We start from the raw sequence: 17,762 nt of genomic DNA on the forward strand, positions 1-17,762 counted from the left end.
CAGCTTGCTGGCCATGCCCTGTTTCCGGCATTTGGGAGATAAGTTCACGCGTCAGTAGAAAACAAGCCGATTGAACCCACCTGGGGTGCTTCCCACAGGCACGGCCCGGCTTGGCCCGAAGGCGCGTGGGCTTATCTCTTTTCCGTCCCCCCTCCAGCCCGGAACACCGCACGGGCCTGGCCCGAGGGCACCGCAGCCGGACGCCGGGCTGCAGGAGCGCCCGGCCCGTCGCCTATACTGGGGACTTGGCACCCCGCCCGCTGCGGCAGCGTCAATTTCGGACAGCCGTTGCCCGCGGACCCTGCCGGCAGCCCGCTCCGGTGGGCGCCGACGCCGTCCAACCCCACTGTTTCCCACGGAAAGGCACCTGTGTTGCGTGTCCTGACAATCATCCCCACGTACAACGAGCTTGAGTCACTGCCCAAGACCCTGGCGCGGCTGCGCTCTGCCGTGCCACACGTTGACGTGTTGATTGCCGACGACAACAGCCCGGACGGCACCGGACGCCTGGCCGACGACTTCGCGGCATCGGACGCACAGGTCCACGTCCTCCACCGGGCCGGCAAGGAAGGACTCGGCGCCGCCTACCTGGCGGGCTTTGCCTGGGGCCTGGATGCCGGCTACGACGTCCTCGTCGAAATGGATGCCGACGGCTCCCACCAGCCGGAGGAACTGCCCTTGCTGCTGGACGCCCTGGAGCAGGGGGCCGATCTGGTGCTGGGCTCGCGCTGGGTGCCCGGCGGCAAGGTGGTCAACTGGCCGCTGCACCGCAAGTTGATCTCCACCTGCGGCAGCCTGTATTCGCGCATCCTGCTCGGCATCCCCGTCCGGGACATCACCGGCGGCTACCGGGCCTTCCGCCGCACCACCCTGGAGGCCCTGGACCTCTCGGCGGTCGACTCGGTGGGCTACGGCTTCCAGGTCGACATGCTCTGGCGCGTGTGCCAAAAGGGCATGAGGGTCGTGGAGGTTCCCATCACCTTCGTGGAGCGCGAGTTTGGCGCGTCAAAGATGAGCGGGAACATTGTACAGGAAGCCATGCTCAATGTGACCAAGTGGGGCCTGGGCGCCCGGTGGCACAAGCTCACCGGGCGGTCCTAGGCCGGACCGCGACCCACGCAGGAGGGGCGGGCAGTTTCGATGACTCGAAATTGCCCGCCCCTCGTGCGTTTTACGGCCCCCCGCGGTGCAGGGCGCCGCCGGATGCCTAGACCTTCTCGCCGCGCTTTTCGCGCAGGATCGTGAGGCGGTCGGCCAGGATCGTCTCCAGCTCAGGAATGGAGCGGCGCTCCAACAGCATGTCCCAGTGCGTGCGGACGGGCTTGTCGTTGGATGTGTCGGGCGCTTCGCCGTTGACGAGCAGCGCCTCCTTGCCCGTCTTGGACACCCAGGTGGCGGGAATCTCCGCCTCCGAAGAGAACGTCACGAATACCTGCTCGCCGTCGGCGCAACGGTACTCCACGCGCTGCCGCGGGGCCGGCTCCACGCCGGACTCGGTCTCCATGCTCTGCGCGCCCAGACGCATGCCGCGCAAGCTACGATCGCTCATGACTTCTCCCTCATGTTGATGCCGGCGGACAAACCCGACCGGAGCCTTGGCTTCCGCCGTCCGCCTCCGGGCGGAAACAGCGAAAAAACCATCTTTCTGATTGCTTCAACGCTTTGCCGGGCGCAGATGTTCCGCAGGTACCCGGGCAGCGAGAAAAATAAGGCCGGGCAAAACGCCGCACGGCCAAGCATCCATTATACGTGCTTGGCCGTGCGGCCGGCGCCGGATGGTGTCTTCCTACGGCAGGGCATCCCGGGCAACGTCGGCGGCGTCGTCCGTGCCGGCCGCGGCGCCGCCAAGGACGTTGCCGATGCCCTTCAGGGCCTCGCCCACCTCGCTGGGGACGATCCACAGCTTGTTCGAGCTGCCTTCGGCAATCTTGGGCAGTGTCTGCAGGTACTGGTAGGCCAGCAGCTTCTGCGTCGGGTTTCCCTTGTGGATGGCGTCAAAGACCTTCTGGATGGCCTGGGACTCACCGTCGGCGCGCAGGATGGCCGCCTTCGCGTCGCCTTCGGCCTTCAGGATGGAGGACTGGCGTTCACCCTCCGCGGTCAGGATGGCTGACTGCTTGGTGCCTTCCGCCGTCAGGATGGCGGCACGGCGGTCACGTTCTGCACGCATCTGCTTTTCCATGGAGTCCTGGATGGACAGTGGCGGATCGATGGCCTTGAGCTCAACACGGCTGACGCGGATGCCCCAGCGGCCGGTGGCTTCGTCCAGGACGCCGCGCAGCTGGCCGTTGATCTGGTCACGGGAGGTCAGGGCCTCCTCAAGGTTCAGCCCGCCCACCACGTTACGCAAGGTGGTGGTGGTCAGCTGTTCCACAGCCTGGATGTAGTTGGCAATCTCATAGGTGGCCGCCCGGGGATCGGTGACCTGGAAGTACACCACGGTGTCGATGGAGACCACCAGGTTGTCCTCGGTGATCACCGGTTGCGGCGGGAAGGAAACCACCTGTTCGCGCAGGTCCAGCAGCGGCAGCAACCGGTCCACAAACGGAATGAGGACCGTCAGGCCCGGATTGAGCGTGCGCTGGTACTTGCCCAGCCGTTCGACGACGCCGGCCCGGGCCTGCGGAATGATCCGCACCGATCGGACCAGGACAATGACGACGAATATCAGCAGGACAACTACTACGAACAGCCAAACTATTGCTCCGGCTCCGTCTCCCATGAAATCCCCTCTTTTTCTGTGTGAAGAATGCGTGTTCCGGTGCCTTGTGGCACAGGCAGGTGGTGGGCCCGTCTGCCGGGACAGAAAGGCGCTAGGCGATGGTGGTGGCGGTTCCCGTCGACTTGTGCACGGTGGGGGAGCTGACGATGGCCGTGGCCCCGTCGATGGCGGCCACCTCCACCGACGCGCCCGCCGGGACGTCGGCCCCGCCCCGCGTCCGGGCCGTCCAGACGTCCCCGCCGATCTTCACCAGTCCGCTGTTTGCCGACACGGCCTCCAGGACCACGGCGTGGTGCCCGATCAGGCGGTCAATGTTGGAGAGGGAATCGGCCGGCCCGCGGCGCAGGTGCGCCAGCGCGAGCGGCCGGATGAGCACGGTGGTGGCCAGCGCCACGACGCAGAAGATGACGATCTGGAGCCAAAGCTCGGCGTGGAACAGGAAGGCCACGAGTGCCGCCAGTGCGCCGACGGACATCAGGATGAAATACAGGTTCAATGTCAGCATTTCAGCGACCGCAAGCAGCAGGAAAACAGTCAGCCAGATAATCCAGCCGAAGTCATTAATCCATTCAAGCATTGAGTCCCCCTTTGTGACTTTACCTACAGTCAAGCCTACTACGTATATGGTGGAATATCCTGTTCAGATCACTGCCTGCTGGGGCATGCGCAGGGGGTCCGGACCCACCCGGGAGCTGATGCGCGCAAGGATCTCCACGGCGTCCCGGAGCTGTTCCACTTCGTGGCCAAAGGGCAGGCGGAGGAACCGTTCAAAGGCGCCGTCCAGCCCAAACCGCGGGCCGGCGACCAGGCCCAGGCCCTCCGCGCGGGCAGCCAGCGCCAGCGCCGAGGTGGAGACGGTGCCCGTGTTGATCCACAGGGACAGCCCGCCGTCGGGCACCCGGACGTCCCACTCCGGCAGGTGCCGGCGGACCAGACCGACCAGGGCGTCCCGGCGCACCAGCAGCTCCCGGCTCCGGCTCGCGGCCAGCACGGGCAGCTCACGGACCAGTGCGGTGGCCACAAGCTGTTCCAGCAGGGGTGTGCCCAGGTCCTGTGCGGCCCGGTTGCGCAGGATCCTGGCCAGCACGTCCCGCGGGGCGCGGATCCAGCCGATCCGCAGGCCGCCCCAGGCAATCTTTCCCAGCGATCCCAGCGTTACCACGCCGGGGGAGAAGCACGCCAGGGGCGGCATTTCACCCCGGTTGATGTCCAGCAGCGCCGTGGTTTCGTCGGCGATGAGCACCGTCCCCTCCCGGGCCGCGGCGGCCGTGAGGTGCTCGCGCTCGGCAATGGTCATGCTCATGCCGGTGGGGTTGTGGAAGTCGGGCATGAGGAACGCCAGGCTCGGGGCGGCCCGCCGGATCTGCAGCACGGCCTCCGCGAGGTCCCAGCCGCCGTCCGCGCTGACCGGGAAGGAAAGCATGCGGGCCCCGACGGAGGCGAAGGTGTCCAGGGCGTGCGGATAGGTGGGCTGTTCCACCAGGACCCTCTCGCCCGCGGAGTGGAGGCTGACGGTCACCAGGTTCAGCGCATGCTGGGCGCCGGTGGTCACCATGATCTCCCCGGCCGAGGTTGGCAGGCCCCGGTCGCGGTAATGCTGGGCAATGGCCTCCCGCAGGTCCGGCAGGCCCACCATGTCAAACCCGTCGTGGCCGAGGTAGCCGGGAAGCACTTCGACGGCGTCGGAGTACGCGGCGGCCAACCCCGGGTAGGCGGAGGTGATGGCCTTCGTAAAGTCCAGGGGCAGCCCGTTGCCGCCCGTGTGCTCACCGCGTTCGCGTCCGGGCAGGATGACGATGCTGCCCGAGCCGCGCACGCTGGCGAGATAGCCGTCGTCGCGCAGCTTTGAATAGGCCGCCGCCACGGTGGTGCGGCTGAGCTCCAGCGCGCCGCTGAGTTCACGCTCGGCGGGGAGCCGGGTGCCGCTGGAGAGCCGGCCGTCCAGCAGCAGCACCCTGATCCGGTCCGCCAAGGCCCGGTAGGCGGGCCCGGAGGACCGCCATTCACCCAGCTCGCGGGCCAGTCGCCGTCCGGTGACAAGGGAGTTCATGAATCCACCTTAGTTCAATTGGCTCTATTGAAGCAGTCCAGTTTAGCTAAACTAGCCATATGCAGCGTGCCTTTACAACCCAGAACCTTCCCGTCCGGCTTGTACGCCTCCTCGCGGGCCTGTTCCTGTACGGTATTGCCATTTCCCTCATGATCCGGGGCAACATCGGCGCCTCGCCGTGGGATGTCTTTGCGCAGGGGTCCGCACGGACCACCGGGCTCTCGTTTGGGCTGTGCACCATCATCATCAGCGGCATCGTCCTGTTGTTTTGGATCCCGTTGAAGCAAAAGCCAGGCCTGGGGACCATCGCCAATGCCGTGCTCATCGGCGTTTTCGCCGACTGGGGCCTCGCCATCATCCCGCAGGCCGGCCAGCTGGTCCTGCAGTGCATGCTCTTTGCCGCCGGCTTGTTCACCCTGGCCTTTGCCACGGCCCTCTACATAGGCGCCGGAATGGGTCCCGGGCCGCGCGACGGCTTGATGACCGGGCTGGTGCGGGTGACCGGCCGGCCGGTCTGGATGATCCGCACCAGCCTCGAATTGACCGTGGTGGTGGTCGGGTTCTTCATGGGGGGCGTGGTGGGCGCCGGGACGGCCGCCTTTGCCCTGGGCGTCGGCCCGCTCACCCAGCTGACGCTCAAGTGGCTGCAGGTGGACCTGCACGGCAGGCGGCCGCAGGCCCACCTCGTGGACATCGCCATCCATCAACCGGCGGGGCCGGACACCGCCGCCCTGTGTGCAGGCGAAGGCACCAACCCCCTGCCCTGACGTCCGGGCCGGGTGCGGTCCCGGGGTCAGCGGGGGCGGAAGGCGGAGAGCATGAATTCTGCCGTCACGTCCGTCCGCTCCGGCAGCGCCGCGGCGGCCCGTTCCAGCTCCTGCACCTCGATGTGGTGCCCGGCCGGACCCATGAGGGCCACATTGGCCACGTCGGCGGGCGAAAGGTGCAGGGGAATGGACACGGGCAGTGCGCTCTCCAGCACAAAATGCGATGCCAGGGACGCGGCCAGGGACGCCTCCTTGTCGGGCTGGATCCCCAACAGGCCCGCGTGCTGCGCAATCTCGGCAAGGTGCCCCGGCCGGGGCGTCACCACCACCAGCAGCCCTCCGGGCCTGAGCACGCGGGCAAACTCCGCCGCGTTCCTCGGCGCAAAGACCACCAGCACGACGTCGGCCCTGCCGGCTTCCACCGGCAGCGGCTGCCACAGGTCCCAGGCGAGGTTGGCGGCGCCCGGGTTGCGCCGGGCCGCCCGGCGCAGTGCGAACTTGGAGATGTCCAGCGCGACGGCGTCCACGCCGCCGCCCAGCCGGTCCAGGAGCTGGTGCAGGTACCATCCCGTTCCGGTACCGGCGTCAAGGACCATGGGGCGTGGGGCAGCACCGCCGCCCGCAGCGCCCGTCGCCGCGAGGACGGGCCGGACCATGCCTGCGAGCGCGTCAGCCAGCGGCGCATAGTGCCCGGCCTCCAGGAACGCGTCACGGGCGGCCACCATGGCGGCAGTGTCGTGGGTGAACTTGGTGCCGTGTCCGGTCAGCAGGTTTACGTACCCCTGCCGGGCGATGTCGAAACTGTGGCCGTCAATGCACGCCAGCGTGTTCTCCCCGGGAAGCACGTCCATGAATTCGAGCCCGCAGACCGGGCAGATGAGGGCGTCGAGCGCGCTGTTGTCCATGAAATCATCCTAGGTTGGTTCACCCGGCCCAAGTTCATCCTGGCCCGGGCCCACGCCGGTCCGGGCCGCCTCAGAAGTGCAACACGGCCCGTGCGGCGGTGATGTCCGGGGCGGCCCAGCGGGCGGCGTACTCGCCGTTGGAGGACAGAGAGCGGGTGTGCGCCCGGTCCAGGTAGAGGATCCCGGAGAGATGGTCGGTCTCGTGCTGGGCGATCCTGGCCTGCCACCCGGAGAGGCGGCGGAGCACGGGGTGCCCCTGGACGTCGTCGTACGCCAGGTCAACCGTGGCGGCACGTCCAACCACGGCCTGCCAGCCGGACACGGACAGGCAGCCTTCGTAGTGCGACGCCGTTTCCGTCCCGACGGGCGTGTAGTGCGGGTTGAGGACGGCCAGGAATTCCAGCGGCCGGCGGTCCCGGGCCTCGGCATTCCCCGCGGGGACGTCGTAGAGGTCCTCGAGCACGGCGAGCTGCAGCGGGATGCCGATCTGGGGTGCGGCCAGCCCGACGCCGGGGGCCGCGTGCATTACCTGGCGCATCAGCCCGACGAGGCGGGCCAGCTGTCCGGCGGGAATCTGGCCGGTGAACGGCACGGCCCGGGCGCGCAGCACGGGGTGGCCCGCCTGGACGATGGCGGGCAGCCCGTCCCCGGCCAGGACCGCGTCGACGGCGGCCCGGACGTCGTCGTCCGTGAACAGGGGGAGGCCGCCGGATGCGGGCCCGTTCACTGTCCGTCCTGGATGCGCCGGGCTACGACGGCGGGGCAGGCGCCGGTCCTGCCGGTTGTCCTGCCCGGCCCTTCACCGACGGTGTCCAGCTCGTCTTCCGGGACGGACTTCATGGCGGGCTCCTTGGGTGCAGTAGGTGGTTGAATCCATTGTGCCAAAGCCCGCCCGGCCAAGGGCGTCCTGTGCACCCTTGATATCTGCCGGGTTCTGGCTAGTGTGGGCTAAAACGGGTAGCTGAGAAAAAGGATTGCCATGTCTTCCAACAGTTTCGATGCACGCAGCGGCCTCACCGTCGACGGCCAGGACTACGAAATTTACCGCCTGGACAAGGTTCCCGGCTCGGCCCGGCTGCCCTACAGCCTGAAGGTCCTGCTGGAAAACCTGCTCCGCAACGAGGACGGCCGGCTCGTCACCGCGGACCAGGTCAGGGCAGTGGGGGACTGGGACCCCGCCGCCGGGGCCAACGCCGAAATCCAGTACACCCCGGCCCGGGTGCTGATGCAGGACTTCACCGGCGTGCCCTGCGTGGTGGACCTGGTGGCCATGCGCGATGCCATGTCGGACCTGGGCGGGGACCCGAAAAAGATCAACCCGCTCATCCCGGGCGAGCTGGTCATTGACCACTCCGTCATCGCCGACGTGTTCAACGTCCCCCACGCCTTCGCCATCAACTCCGAGTATGAATTCAAGCGCAACCAGGAACGGTACCAGCTCCTGCGCTGGGCCCAGCAGTCCTTCAACGACTTCCTCGTGGTGCCCCCGGACACGGGCATATGCCACCAGGTCAACCTGGAGTACCTCTCGCGCGTTGTGTTCACCAGGGAGCACGACGGCGTACGGCAGGCCTACCCAGACACCCTGGTCGGCACCGACTCGCACACGCCCATGGTCAACGGGCTCGGCGTGCTCGGCTGGGGTGTGGGCGGGATCGAGGCGGAGGCGGCCATGCTGGGCCAGCCCATGAGCATGCTGGTCCCGCAGGTGGTGGGCTTCAAGCTCACCGGTGAGCTGCCGGAGGGAACCACGGCCACCGACCTGGTGCTGACGGTGGCCGAGCTGCTGCGCAAGACCCACGTGGTGGGCAAGTTCGTCGAGTTCTTCGGGCCCGGGGTGGCGAACGTGCCGCTGGCCAACCGGGCCACGCTGGGCAACATGAGCCCCGAGTACGGTTCCACGTGCGCCATCTTCCCCATTGACCAGGAAACGCTCGACTACCTGCACCTGACCGGCCGCAGCGACCACCAGATCAAGCTCGTGGAAGCCTACGCCAAGGAACAGGGCATGTGGCACGATCCCAACCACACCCCGGACTACAGCCAGGTGGTGGAGCTGGACCTTTCCACCGTGGAGACGTCCATTGCCGGCCCCAAGCGCCCCCAGGACCGGATCCCGCTGGCCAGCGCGAAGCGTGCCGTGCGCGGGCTCCTGGCAGGGGAGTCGCAGGAAGTGGCTGTCATGGCCGGCCTCGACGAGGCCGGCGACGAGTCCTTCCCCGCCAGCGACCCCGTGTCCATCACCGGCCGCAACGAGAAGGATGAACCCCCGCGCACCTTCGAGGACGACGGCGGCGAGGAACTCGAGTGGCCCAGCGACCCGGCCGCGCTGGTCCTGGACGGGCAGGACCTCACCCTGGACCATGGCGACGTGGTCATCGCCGCCATCACCTCCTGCACCAACACCTCCAACCCCTCCGTCATGGTCGGCGCTGGGCTCGTGGCCAAGAAGGCCGTCGAACTGGGCCTCTCCAGCAGGCCCTGGGTCAAGACCACCCTGGCGCCCGGCTCGCGCGTGGTGACCGACTACCTGGACCGTGCAGGCCTCACGCCCTACCTGGAAAAGCTTGGCTTTGAGCTGGTCGGGTACGGCTGCACCACCTGCATCGGCAACTCCGGGCCCCTCATCCCGGCCGTCAGCGAGGCAGTCAACGGCAAGGACCTCTCGGTCGCGGCAGTGCTGTCGGGCAACCGCAACTTTGAGGGGCGCATCCACCCCGAGGTGAAAATGAACTTCCTCGCCTCCCCGCCCCTCGTCATCGCCTACGCGCTCGCAGGCAGCATGCACGTCGACCTGCTCAACGAGCCGCTGGGCGAGGGCAGCGGCGGCAAGCCGGTATTCCTCAAGGACATCTGGCCGACGGCGGCGGAGATCAAGTCCGCCGTGGACGCCAGCCTGGAGGCCCAAATGTTTACCGACGGCTACGCCGACGTCTACCACGGCGACGACAACTGGCGCGGCATGGACGTTCCCCGGGGGGACATGTTTGCCTGGTCCGACACGTCCAGCTATGTACGCAAGCCGCCCTATTTCGACGGCATGGCCCGCGAGCCCGAACCGGTCCAGGACATCACCGGCGCCCGGGTGCTGGCCCTGCTGGGGGACTCGGTCACGACGGACCACATCTCCCCGGCCGGGAACATCAAGAAGTCCTCGCCGGCCGGGCAATACCTCCTCGAGCAGGGTGTGGCGCAGGCCGACTTCAACTCCTATGGTTCCCGCCGCGGCAACCACAACGTCATGATCCGCGGCACCTTTGCCAACATCCGACTGCGCAACCTGCTGGTGCCCGGCGTCGAGGGCGGCTTCACCAAGCGCTCAGCCGACGGAGAGGTGGAGACCATCTTTGACGCCGCCAACGCCTACCGTGCCGGCGGGACGCCGCTGGTGGTGATTGCCGGCGCCGACTACGGTTCGGGGTCCTCGCGCGACTGGGCCGCCAAGGGGACCATGCTCCTGGGCGTCAAGGCGGTCATTGCGGCCTCCTTCGAACGCATCCACCGCTCGAACCTGATCGGCATGGGCGTGCTGCCGCTGCAGTTCAAGGACGGGGACACGGCGGAATCGCTGGGCCTGACGGGGCTGGAAACGTACTCGGTGCTCGGGCTGGCCGGGGCGGATCCGCTGCCGCGCGAGGTCACGGTCCGCGTCGAGTCCGACGGCGCTTCGCGCGACATCGCCACCACGCTGCGCATCGACACGCCTGCCGAGGAGGCCTACTACGTCCACGGCGGCATCCTGCAATACGTGCTGCGCCAGCTGCTGGAGGCATAGGCGCGGCGCCGGCTGGTCTTGACAAGGCTGCCGGGGAGGACTTTGTTACGCAAACGGTAGCTGCGGGCGGGCCCGAACCCGGACCAAACCATGCATGATGGAGGGATGGAGACCATAACTACGGAACGACTTTTACTGCGGCCATGGCAAGACTCCGATGTTGATTTTGTGTATGACCTGTACTCCCGGTGGGTGGTGCAGCGCTTCATCGGCAATGAGCCGCGCGTCATGGAGAGCCTTTCGGAAGCAGCCGAACGTGTGGCCCGGTTCCAGGCCATTGACCACCCGGTGCACGGCGTCTGGGCCGTTACCCGGAAGGAGGACGGGGCACTGGTCGGGACCCTGCTGCTCAAGCCCATTCCCGCCTCCGGCGAGGAGCCGCTGCAGCCCTCCGGGGACGTCGAAATTGGCTGGCACCTGCACCCGGACTACTGGGGCAGCGGCTTTGCCTCGGAGGCCGCCGAGGCGGTCCTGGCGCATGCCTTTGCCCACGGGCTGGAGCGCGTCGTGGCCGTCACCAACCCGGCCAACGAGGCATCCCAGAGCGTTTGCCTGCGGATCGGCATGAAGGCCAAGGGCTTGTCCAAAAAGTACTACAACGCCAGCTGCGAGCTGTTCGTTGCCAAGAAACCGCCGGCGGACGCATAGCCCGCATTCCCGGCCCTGCCGGTGCCGCGGATGCCGCACCGGACCCTTGAGGTCGGTGTATCGGCATGCTGTGTCCGTTCCGAAACCCGAAACCCGAAACCCGAAACCCGAAACCACCCTGAACCAAAGGCCACCATGACTGAACTTCTGCCGGGCGGCAACATGAACGTGGTGGAGCGCGACGGCGACACCGTCACCCGCCACGCCGGGCCGTGGACACCCACGGTGCACCGCTACCTGAGGTACCTGGCCCGCGCCGGGGTGGACTGGATTCCACAGCCACTCGGCGTTGAGGGCCCCCGCGAGCGGCTGAGCTTCGTTGGGGGAGAGGTGCCCCTGTACCCGCTGCCAGCGTGGGTGTGGGCCGAGTCCGTGCTTGCCGACGGTGCGCGCAGGCTGCGGCAGTTGCACGACGCGAGCATTGGTTTCGGCCTGGACGGCGCCCTCTGGCAGTCCCCGGCCAAGGTGCCGGCAGAGGTCATCTGCCACAACGACTTTGCCCCCCACAACCTGGCCTTTGACGGCGGCCGGCTGGTGGGCGCGATTGACTTTGACATGTGTTCGCCCGGCCCGCGGCTCTGGGACCTGGCCTACTTCGCCACGCGGGCCGTCCCGCTGACGCACGAGCCGCCGTCGAACGCCCCGGGCATGGACCAGGCCCGGCGGCGGGTCCAGGTGATCCTGGATGCCTACGGATCCGAGGCCACGTGGGACGACGTGCTCCGGGTGGCCATGATCAGGCTGTGGGACCTGGCCGACATGTCCCGGGGCAAGGCAATTGAGCTGGACAAGCCGGACCTGAACGTCGACGCCCTTATGTATGAGCGCGACGCCCGGTTCCTGGCTGCCTTGCCGAAAGGGCTGGAACCATCGCCCGGCAGCTGATCCTGGTCAATCGACTACCGGGCTCCGGAAAGACCACCCTGGCCAGTTCCCTGGGCGCAGCCCTGCCCGTGCCCGTCATATCCAAGGACGCCATCAAGGAGCTGCTGGCGGACATCTGCGGCACGACGGTGGGCAGCGGTGCACTGGGGGGCCCTGGCATCCGAAACCATGTGGCAGCTGGCCGGCCTTGTCCCCGGGAGTGCCATCGTCAAGTCGTGGTGGTTCGCTCCCCGCGAACGGCACACCATCCATCCGGCCGGCCAGTCGTCCTTCGGGCCTTGGGCCGAGTGGATGGACCACCCGCAGCCACTCGGGCTCGCCACGGTGGTCAGCGTGCCGACGGATTCAGGGGTGGACGTTTCCGCCCTGGCTGCGGTGCTCGGGGATCGGCTTGCGGACAAGGCCAAAGGGCGGGGCGGAAGGGACCATGAATAGCAGCGGCTTTGCCGGGTTTTCCCCGGGTGACCGGGGAGGGGAGCCCTTTCGCGTGGCTGTCCGGCCGGCGTCGGACCTGGACATCCCCGCCATTCTGGAGGTGAACGACCTGGCTGGGCGGCCCGCCAACACCATGGAGTCCCTGGCCGCCGCCATATCGGACCCCGGCCGGCTGGTGGTCGCCGCAACCGTCGACGGCCGCCTGGCCGGCTGGGCCAAGACGCATTATTGGGACCACGCGGACGGTGCCGCCCCCGCCGGGCACTACCTGGGAGGGGTGACAGTGCTGCAGGCCCTGCGGCGGCGCGGCGTGGCCACCTCGTTGACGAACGCACGGCTGGACTGGATCTGGGAGCGAAGCGGGACCGCCTGGTATGTGGTCAACGCCGGCAACCTGCCTTCCATCGAACTTCACCGCCAGTGGGGCTTTTCGGAGGCCGCGCGGGCATCCCGGTTCCACACGACGACCTTCACGGGCGGAACAGGCCTGCTGATGCGGGCCCGGCGCCCGGGACGCTAGGACCGGGCAGGATCCAAGAAGCGCCGCGGGCACCCTGCACCTAGAGTTGGACCCATCGGGAAAACCAGGGCTGCAAGGCCCCCAGACCAAGGAGCCGTCATGGCCGCTTCACCCACTGAAGGAATCAAGATCGTGCTGCACCCGGTCAAGGACCTCGAGGCCGCCAAGAAGGTTTACGCCGCCCTGCTCGGCACGGAACCGCAGGCCGATTCGCCCTACTATGTCGGCTTCGACGCCGCCGGCCAGCACATCGGGCTGGTGCCCAACGGCGGACCGCAGGCGATGGCCTCGCCAGTGGCCTACTGGCAGGTGGCGGACATCGACGCCAAGCTGGCCGAGCTGACCGCCGCCGGAGCCACGGTCACGGAGCCGGCCCACAACGTCGGGGGCACCCGCTGGGTGGCCAGCGTCACCGACCTGGACGGAAATGTCCTGGGCGTCGTGGAGGACCGGTGAGCACCGCCGTCGTCCGGCCACGCCGATAAAGTGGACCGCAAGCACCAGCCCCAAAGAAACGAGCCAGGATGAGCACGGACACGACCACCGCCCGGGAGCCGCAGGCACTGCGGATCGCCGACAGCCACGAGACCATCCGCGTGCAGGGCGCCCGGGTGAACAACCTCAAGGACGTCAGCGTTGGGATCCCCAAGCGCCGGCTGACGGTGTTCACCGGCGTGTCCGGCTCCGGCAAGAGTTCCCTGGTGTTTGGCACCATTGCCGCCGAATCCCAGCGCATGATCAACGAGACCTACAGCACCTTCGTCCAGGGTTTCATGCCGACGCTGGCACGCCCCGACGTGGACGTGCTGGAGGGGCTGACGACGGCGATCCTCGTCGACCAGGAGCGCATGGGCGCCAACCCCCGGTCCACCGTGGGCACGGCCACGGATGCGAACGCCATGCTGCGCATCGTCTTCAGCCGGCTCGGCCGGCCCCACATCGGTTCACCGCAGGCGTATTCGTTCAACGTGCCCTCGGTCAGCGGAGCCGGCGCCGTAACCATCGAAAAGGGCGGACAGACGGTCAAGGAGCGGCGCAGCTTCAGCATCACCGGCGGCATGTGCCCGCGCTGCGAGGGCCGCGGGGCCGTGAGCGACTTTGACCTGGACGCCCTGTTCGACGCCGGGAAGTCCCTTTCCGAGGGTGCCCTCACCATTCCCGGCTACAGCATGGACGGCTGGTACGGGCGCATCTTTTCCGGCTCCGGCTTCTTTGACATGGACAAGAAGCTGGGCAAGTTCACGAAGAAGGAACTGCACGACCTGCTCCACAAGGAGCCCACCAAGATCAAGGTCGAGGGCATCAACCTCACGTATGAGGGGCTGATCCCCAAGATCCAGAAGTCAATGCTGTCCAAGGACCGCGATGCCATGCAGCCGCACGTCCGTGCGTTCGTGGACCGTGCCGTCGTCTTCCGGACCTGTCCGGAATGCGACGGCACCCGGCTGGCCGCGCCGGCCCGGTCCTCAAAGATCAACGGGCTGAACATCGCCGAGGTGTGCGCCATGCAGATCAGCGACCTGGCCGCCTGGGTCCGCGGGCTGGACGAGCCGTCCGTGGCGCCGCTGCTGGGGTCGCTGGCGGACACGCTGGATTCGTTCGTGGACATCGGGCTCGGCTACCTTAGCCTGGACCGCCCCACCGGCACGCTCTCGGGCGGCGAGTCCCAGCGGACCAAGATGATCCGGCACCTGGGCTCCTCGCTCACGGACATCACGTACGTCTTTGACGAACCGACCATCGGCCTGCACCCGCATGACATCGCCCGGATGAACAAGCTCCTGCTGCAGCTGCGCGACAAGGGCAACACGGTGCTGGTGGTGGAGCACAAGCCGGAGGCGATCGCCATCGCCGACCACGTCATCGACCTGGGACCCCTTGCCGGTTCCCAGGGCGGGGAGGTCATGTTCGAGGGGACGGTGGACGGGCTGCGTGCCAGCGGCACCCTGACCGGGCGGCACCTTGACGACCGCGCGTCGCTGAAGGACAACCCGCGCAAGGCGTCGGGGGCGCTTGGGGTGCGCGGCGCCAACACCAACAACCTCAAGGACGTCGACGTCGACATTCCCCTGGGCGTGCTGACCGTCGTCACCGGCGTGGCCGGCTCGGGCAAGAGCTCGCTGATCCACGGCTCGGTTTCCGGCCGTGACGGGGTGGTGACCATCGACCAGGCCGGAATCAAGGGCTCCCGGCGCAGCAACCCGGCAACGTACACGGGCCTGCTCGACCCGATCCGCAAGGCCTTCGCCAAGGCCAACGGCGTCAAGCCGGCGCTGTTCAGCGCCAATTCCGAGGGCGCCTGCCCGGTCTGCAAGGGAGCAGGCGTCATCTACACCGAGCTCGGCTTCATGGACACCGTCTCCACCCCCTGCGAGGAGTGCGGCGGAAAACGCTTCCAGGCCGCCGTCCTCGACTACCGCCTGGGCGGGAAGGACATCAGCGAGGTGCTGGCCATGCCGGTCGCCGAAGCATTGGAGTTCTTTGGCGACGGCGGGTCCCGCATCCCCGCGGCCCACAAGATCCTGGGCCACCTGGCCGACGTCGGGCTTGGCTACCTCAGCCTCGGGCAGCCGCTCACCACGCTGTCCGGCGGCGAGCGGCAGCGCATCAAGCTCGCCACGCACCTGGGGGAGAAGGGCGGGGTCTACATCCTGGACGAACCCACCACCGGGCTGCACCTGGCCGACGTGGAGAACCTTCTGGGCCTGCTGGACCGGCTTGTGGACTCCGGCAAGTCGGTCGTCGTCATTGAGCACCACCAGGCGGTCATGGCCCACGCGGACTGGATCATCGACATCGGCCCCGGGGCCGGGCACGACGGCGGATCGATTGTTTTCGAGGGCACGCCGGCCGGTCTGGTGGCCTCGCGGGCGACGCTGACGGGGGAGCACCTGGCCGCCTACGTCGGCGCCTGACGCCGCACCGGGTACCGGCCGCGTCCCGGATGTTCGTTCACGGCCGGGGGCGGGCGTTGAACCGCGCGGCCTGCCGCAGCAGGTGTTCGCGTTCGGGCAGGTTGGGCGCCTTCCGGGCCGCCTCCGCGTAGAGTTCTGCCGCTGCAGCCGGCTCGCCGTTGCGCTCGTGCAGGTACGCGGCCACCGCGGCATGGCGGGGGAGCGAGGCCGCCAACGCGGACAGCGCCTCCAGCCCGGCAGGGGCACCGTAGGCCTCGCCCACGGCCACGGCCCGGTTGAGCCGGGCGATCGGGCTGCCCGTCAGCCGCACCAGTTCGTCAAACCACTCCGTGATCTGCGCCCAGTCGGTTTCCCCGGCGCTGCGAGCGTCGGCGTGGAGGGCGGCGATCGCAGCCTGGGCCTGGTATTCACCGAGCCTGTCGCGGGCCAGGGCCGCCTGCAGGATCCCGACGCCCTCGCCGATGAGGCCCCGGTCCCACAGGCCGCGGTCCTGTTCGGCGAGCGGCACCAGGAGGCCGTCGCGCGTTGTGCGGGCGGGGCGCCGGGCATGGTGGAGCAGCATCAGGGCGAGCAGCCCCGCCACCTCTTCATGGTCGATCATGCCGGCGAGCTGGCGGGTCAGCCGGATGGCTTCGGCGGCGAGATCGACGTCGCCGGAATACCCTTCGTTGAACACCAGGTAGAGGACGCGAAGCACCGTGGCCACGTCGCCGGGCTGGCCAAACCGGACGCCGGAGACGGTCCGCTTCGCTCGGCTGATGCGCTGCGCCATGGTCGCCTCCGGCACCAGGTACGCCGCAGCGATCTGCCGCGTGGTCAGCCCGCCGACGGCACGCAAGGTGAGGGCAACCGAGGAGGCAGGCGTCAATGCCGGGTGGGCGCACAGGAAGTAGAGCTGGAGGGTGTCATCAACCGCGTTGGCGGGCCCCGGCACCGGCTCGTCATCAACGCGTTCCTCGCGCTGCCGGCGCGAGGCGTCCGACCTGGTTGCGTCGAGGAATTTCCGCCAAGCGACGCTGACCAGCCAGCCTTTCGCATCCCGGGGCGGATCAGCGGGCCAGGTTCGCAGCGCTTCCACCAATGCGTCCTAGACTGCGTCCTCGGCCGCGGCGAAGTTTGCTCCGCGGCGGACGAGGACGCCGATTACTGCAGGTGGGAGAGTGCGAAGGAGTGCTTCGTCCACGTCGGTGTCACTCCGTGACCGTCGGTGGCGCCTCCAGGAACGGGCGCACCTCAATCCATTCCTGCAGCGGCCTGCCACCGGCGCCCGGGGCCGCCGAGAGCTCCCCGGCCAGTTCGAGGGCACGCTCATGGCTGTCGACATCGACGATCATCCAGCCTGCGATGAGCTCCTTGGTCTCGGCGAAGGGGCCGTCGGTGACTGGCGGCCGTCCCTCGCCGTCATAACGGACGAAGGTCCCCTCGGGGGCAAGTGCCTGGCCGTCCACGAACTCGCCGCTGCCCACCAGGCTGGCGGCCAGGTCACCCATGTACTTCATGTGCCCGGATATTTCTTCGGGCGCCCACTGGTCCATGGGGACGTCGTTGACGGGCGCCGGTGCTCCGCGGTAGTGCTTGAGCAGCAGGTACTTCATCGTATTCTCCTTATATTGCGGTATGGCCCATTGTGGCCGCGATCAATACTGGGACGGAACTGATCGTACGTTCTCGACATCGAATTGCCGCGCAGGGAGTGCTGTTCCTCACAACGTTGGTTTTTCCACGTCTTGGTGGTTACGTCCCCGGTTGGTCAGTTCTCGACGCCCTGTCACTGCAGCCCACGTACCTTGTGGGTTTTGGTCGCGTACGCACGCTCGGCGTGCCGCGGACCCATGGGTCTGCCCGGTCCAACCCGGGCAAGGACATACCGTCAGCCAGCCAGTCAACTCCCACGCGTCCGCGGTCCGGGGGCTGCCGTGGCATCCGCGCGACCCTTGACCCGCACGACGGCGACCCCCGTGATGGGCTTTGCGGGTTTCCGACACATTTTCTAGTGCCAAGGAGGCAAAGAAAGTACCGTGGTGCCTCATGTCAAGATGCTCGCGAAATGCTTCCCGCGTGCCTCAGCTAAAGTGCTCGTCAAATCATCATGCTGCGTGGTGGGTTTGGGAGTAGGTCTTGGCCGCGGCCATCCGGATGA

The 17,762-nt window shown here is 67.9% G+C and carries 17 protein-coding genes; 9 read left to right on the plus strand and 8 right to left on the minus strand.

Annotated elements, in window-relative coordinates:
- Positions 1-372 precede the first annotated feature (372 nt).
- Entirely contained in the window at positions 373-1,101 is a 729-nt protein-coding gene (locus MMF96_RS17355) for a polyprenol monophosphomannose synthase (protein WP_176615963.1), read from the plus strand.
- 106 nt (positions 1,102-1,207) lie between these two features.
- On the opposite strand, the gene MMF96_RS17360 is transcribed toward MMF96_RS17355, so the two are convergent.
- From MMF96_RS17360 to MMF96_RS17375, 4 genes are all read right to left on the minus strand, one after another.
- Positions 1,208-1,549, minus strand: coding sequence for an RNA polymerase-binding protein RbpA (locus tag MMF96_RS17360; protein WP_176615962.1), 342 nt, complete (start codon positions 1,547-1,549; stop codon positions 1,208-1,210).
- 237 nt (positions 1,550-1,786) lie between these two features.
- Positions 1,787-2,722, minus strand: coding sequence for an SPFH domain-containing protein (locus MMF96_RS17365; RefSeq protein WP_176615961.1), 936 nt, complete (start codon positions 2,720-2,722; stop codon positions 1,787-1,789).
- 91 nt (positions 2,723-2,813) lie between these two features.
- The gene (locus MMF96_RS17370; protein ID WP_256884268.1) at positions 2,814-3,299 is read right to left on the minus strand and encodes an NfeD family protein; all 486 of its coding nucleotides are present in this window, start codon (positions 3,297-3,299) and stop codon (positions 2,814-2,816) included.
- Between the two features lie 63 nt (positions 3,300-3,362).
- The gene (locus MMF96_RS17375) at positions 3,363-4,772 is read right to left on the minus strand and encodes a PLP-dependent aminotransferase family protein (RefSeq protein ID WP_176615959.1); all 1,410 of its coding nucleotides are present in this window, start codon (positions 4,770-4,772) and stop codon (positions 3,363-3,365) included.
- A gap of 59 nt (positions 4,773-4,831) precedes the next feature.
- Between MMF96_RS17375 and MMF96_RS17380 the strand changes: the two genes are divergently transcribed.
- On the plus strand, positions 4,832-5,539 hold the full coding sequence (locus tag MMF96_RS17380; protein WP_218062958.1) for a YitT family protein: 708 nt from the start codon (positions 4,832-4,834) through the stop codon (positions 5,537-5,539).
- Positions 5,540-5,565: 26 nt separating this feature from the next.
- Here the strand turns inward: MMF96_RS17380 and MMF96_RS17385 are convergent, their stop codons facing one another.
- Both MMF96_RS17385 and MMF96_RS17390 read right to left on the minus strand, forming a co-directional pair.
- Positions 5,566-6,444 (minus strand): methyltransferase domain-containing protein, encoded by an 879-nt coding sequence (locus tag MMF96_RS17385; RefSeq protein WP_256884269.1) that lies wholly within the window; start codon positions 6,442-6,444, stop codon positions 5,566-5,568.
- 70 nt (positions 6,445-6,514) lie between these two features.
- Positions 6,515-7,171 (minus strand): peptide deformylase, encoded by a 657-nt coding sequence (locus MMF96_RS17390; protein ID WP_371130848.1) that lies wholly within the window; start codon positions 7,169-7,171, stop codon positions 6,515-6,517.
- Positions 7,172-7,423: 252 nt separating this feature from the next.
- Between MMF96_RS17390 and MMF96_RS17395 the strand changes: the two genes are divergently transcribed.
- The 7 genes from MMF96_RS17395 to MMF96_RS17425 all read left to right on the plus strand — a co-directional run bounded on the left by MMF96_RS17395 (position 7,424) and on the right by MMF96_RS17425 (position 15,622).
- A complete protein-coding gene (locus MMF96_RS17395; protein WP_256884270.1) occupies positions 7,424-10,219 on the plus strand; it encodes an aconitate hydratase in 2,796 nt (931 codons plus the stop codon).
- A 105-nt stretch (positions 10,220-10,324) separates the two neighbouring features.
- The gene (locus MMF96_RS17400) at positions 10,325-10,867 is read left to right on the plus strand and encodes a GNAT family N-acetyltransferase (protein WP_176615956.1); all 543 of its coding nucleotides are present in this window, start codon (positions 10,325-10,327) and stop codon (positions 10,865-10,867) included.
- A 135-nt stretch (positions 10,868-11,002) separates the two neighbouring features.
- On the plus strand, positions 11,003-11,752 hold the full coding sequence (locus MMF96_RS17405; RefSeq protein ID WP_256884271.1) for an aminoglycoside phosphotransferase family protein: 750 nt from the start codon (positions 11,003-11,005) through the stop codon (positions 11,750-11,752).
- Between the two features lie 138 nt (positions 11,753-11,890).
- Positions 11,891-12,187, plus strand: a complete 297-nt coding sequence (locus MMF96_RS17410) for a hypothetical protein (protein ID WP_256884272.1) — start codon at positions 11,891-11,893, stop codon at positions 12,185-12,187.
- A complete protein-coding gene (locus MMF96_RS17415) occupies positions 12,180-12,707 on the plus strand; it encodes a GNAT family N-acetyltransferase (protein WP_256884273.1) in 528 nt (175 codons plus the stop codon). Before MMF96_RS17410 ends, MMF96_RS17415 begins: the two co-directional genes overlap by 8 nt.
- A 99-nt stretch (positions 12,708-12,806) precedes the next feature.
- Positions 12,807-13,163, plus strand: coding sequence for a VOC family protein (locus MMF96_RS17420; RefSeq protein WP_176615952.1), 357 nt, complete (start codon positions 12,807-12,809; stop codon positions 13,161-13,163).
- A 68-nt stretch (positions 13,164-13,231) separates the two neighbouring features.
- The gene (locus MMF96_RS17425) at positions 13,232-15,622 is read left to right on the plus strand and encodes an excinuclease ABC subunit UvrA (RefSeq protein WP_256884274.1); all 2,391 of its coding nucleotides are present in this window, start codon (positions 13,232-13,234) and stop codon (positions 15,620-15,622) included.
- Positions 15,623-15,659: 37 nt separating this feature from the next.
- On the opposite strand, the gene MMF96_RS17430 is transcribed toward MMF96_RS17425, so the two are convergent.
- Together MMF96_RS17430 and MMF96_RS17435 are read right to left on the minus strand one after the other, a co-directional pair.
- Entirely contained in the window at positions 15,660-16,700 is a 1,041-nt protein-coding gene (locus tag MMF96_RS17430) for a DUF6596 domain-containing protein (protein WP_309145239.1), read from the minus strand.
- A 112-nt stretch (positions 16,701-16,812) separates the two neighbouring features.
- On the minus strand, positions 16,813-17,217 hold the full coding sequence (locus MMF96_RS17435) for a YciI family protein (RefSeq protein WP_176615950.1): 405 nt from the start codon (positions 17,215-17,217) through the stop codon (positions 16,813-16,815).
- Between the last annotated feature and the right edge of the window lie 545 nt (positions 17,218-17,762).

Source organism: Arthrobacter sp. STN4 (assembly GCF_024539665.1).
In the GTDB taxonomy this organism is placed as follows: Bacteria; Actinomycetota; Actinomycetes; order Actinomycetales; family Micrococcaceae; genus Specibacter.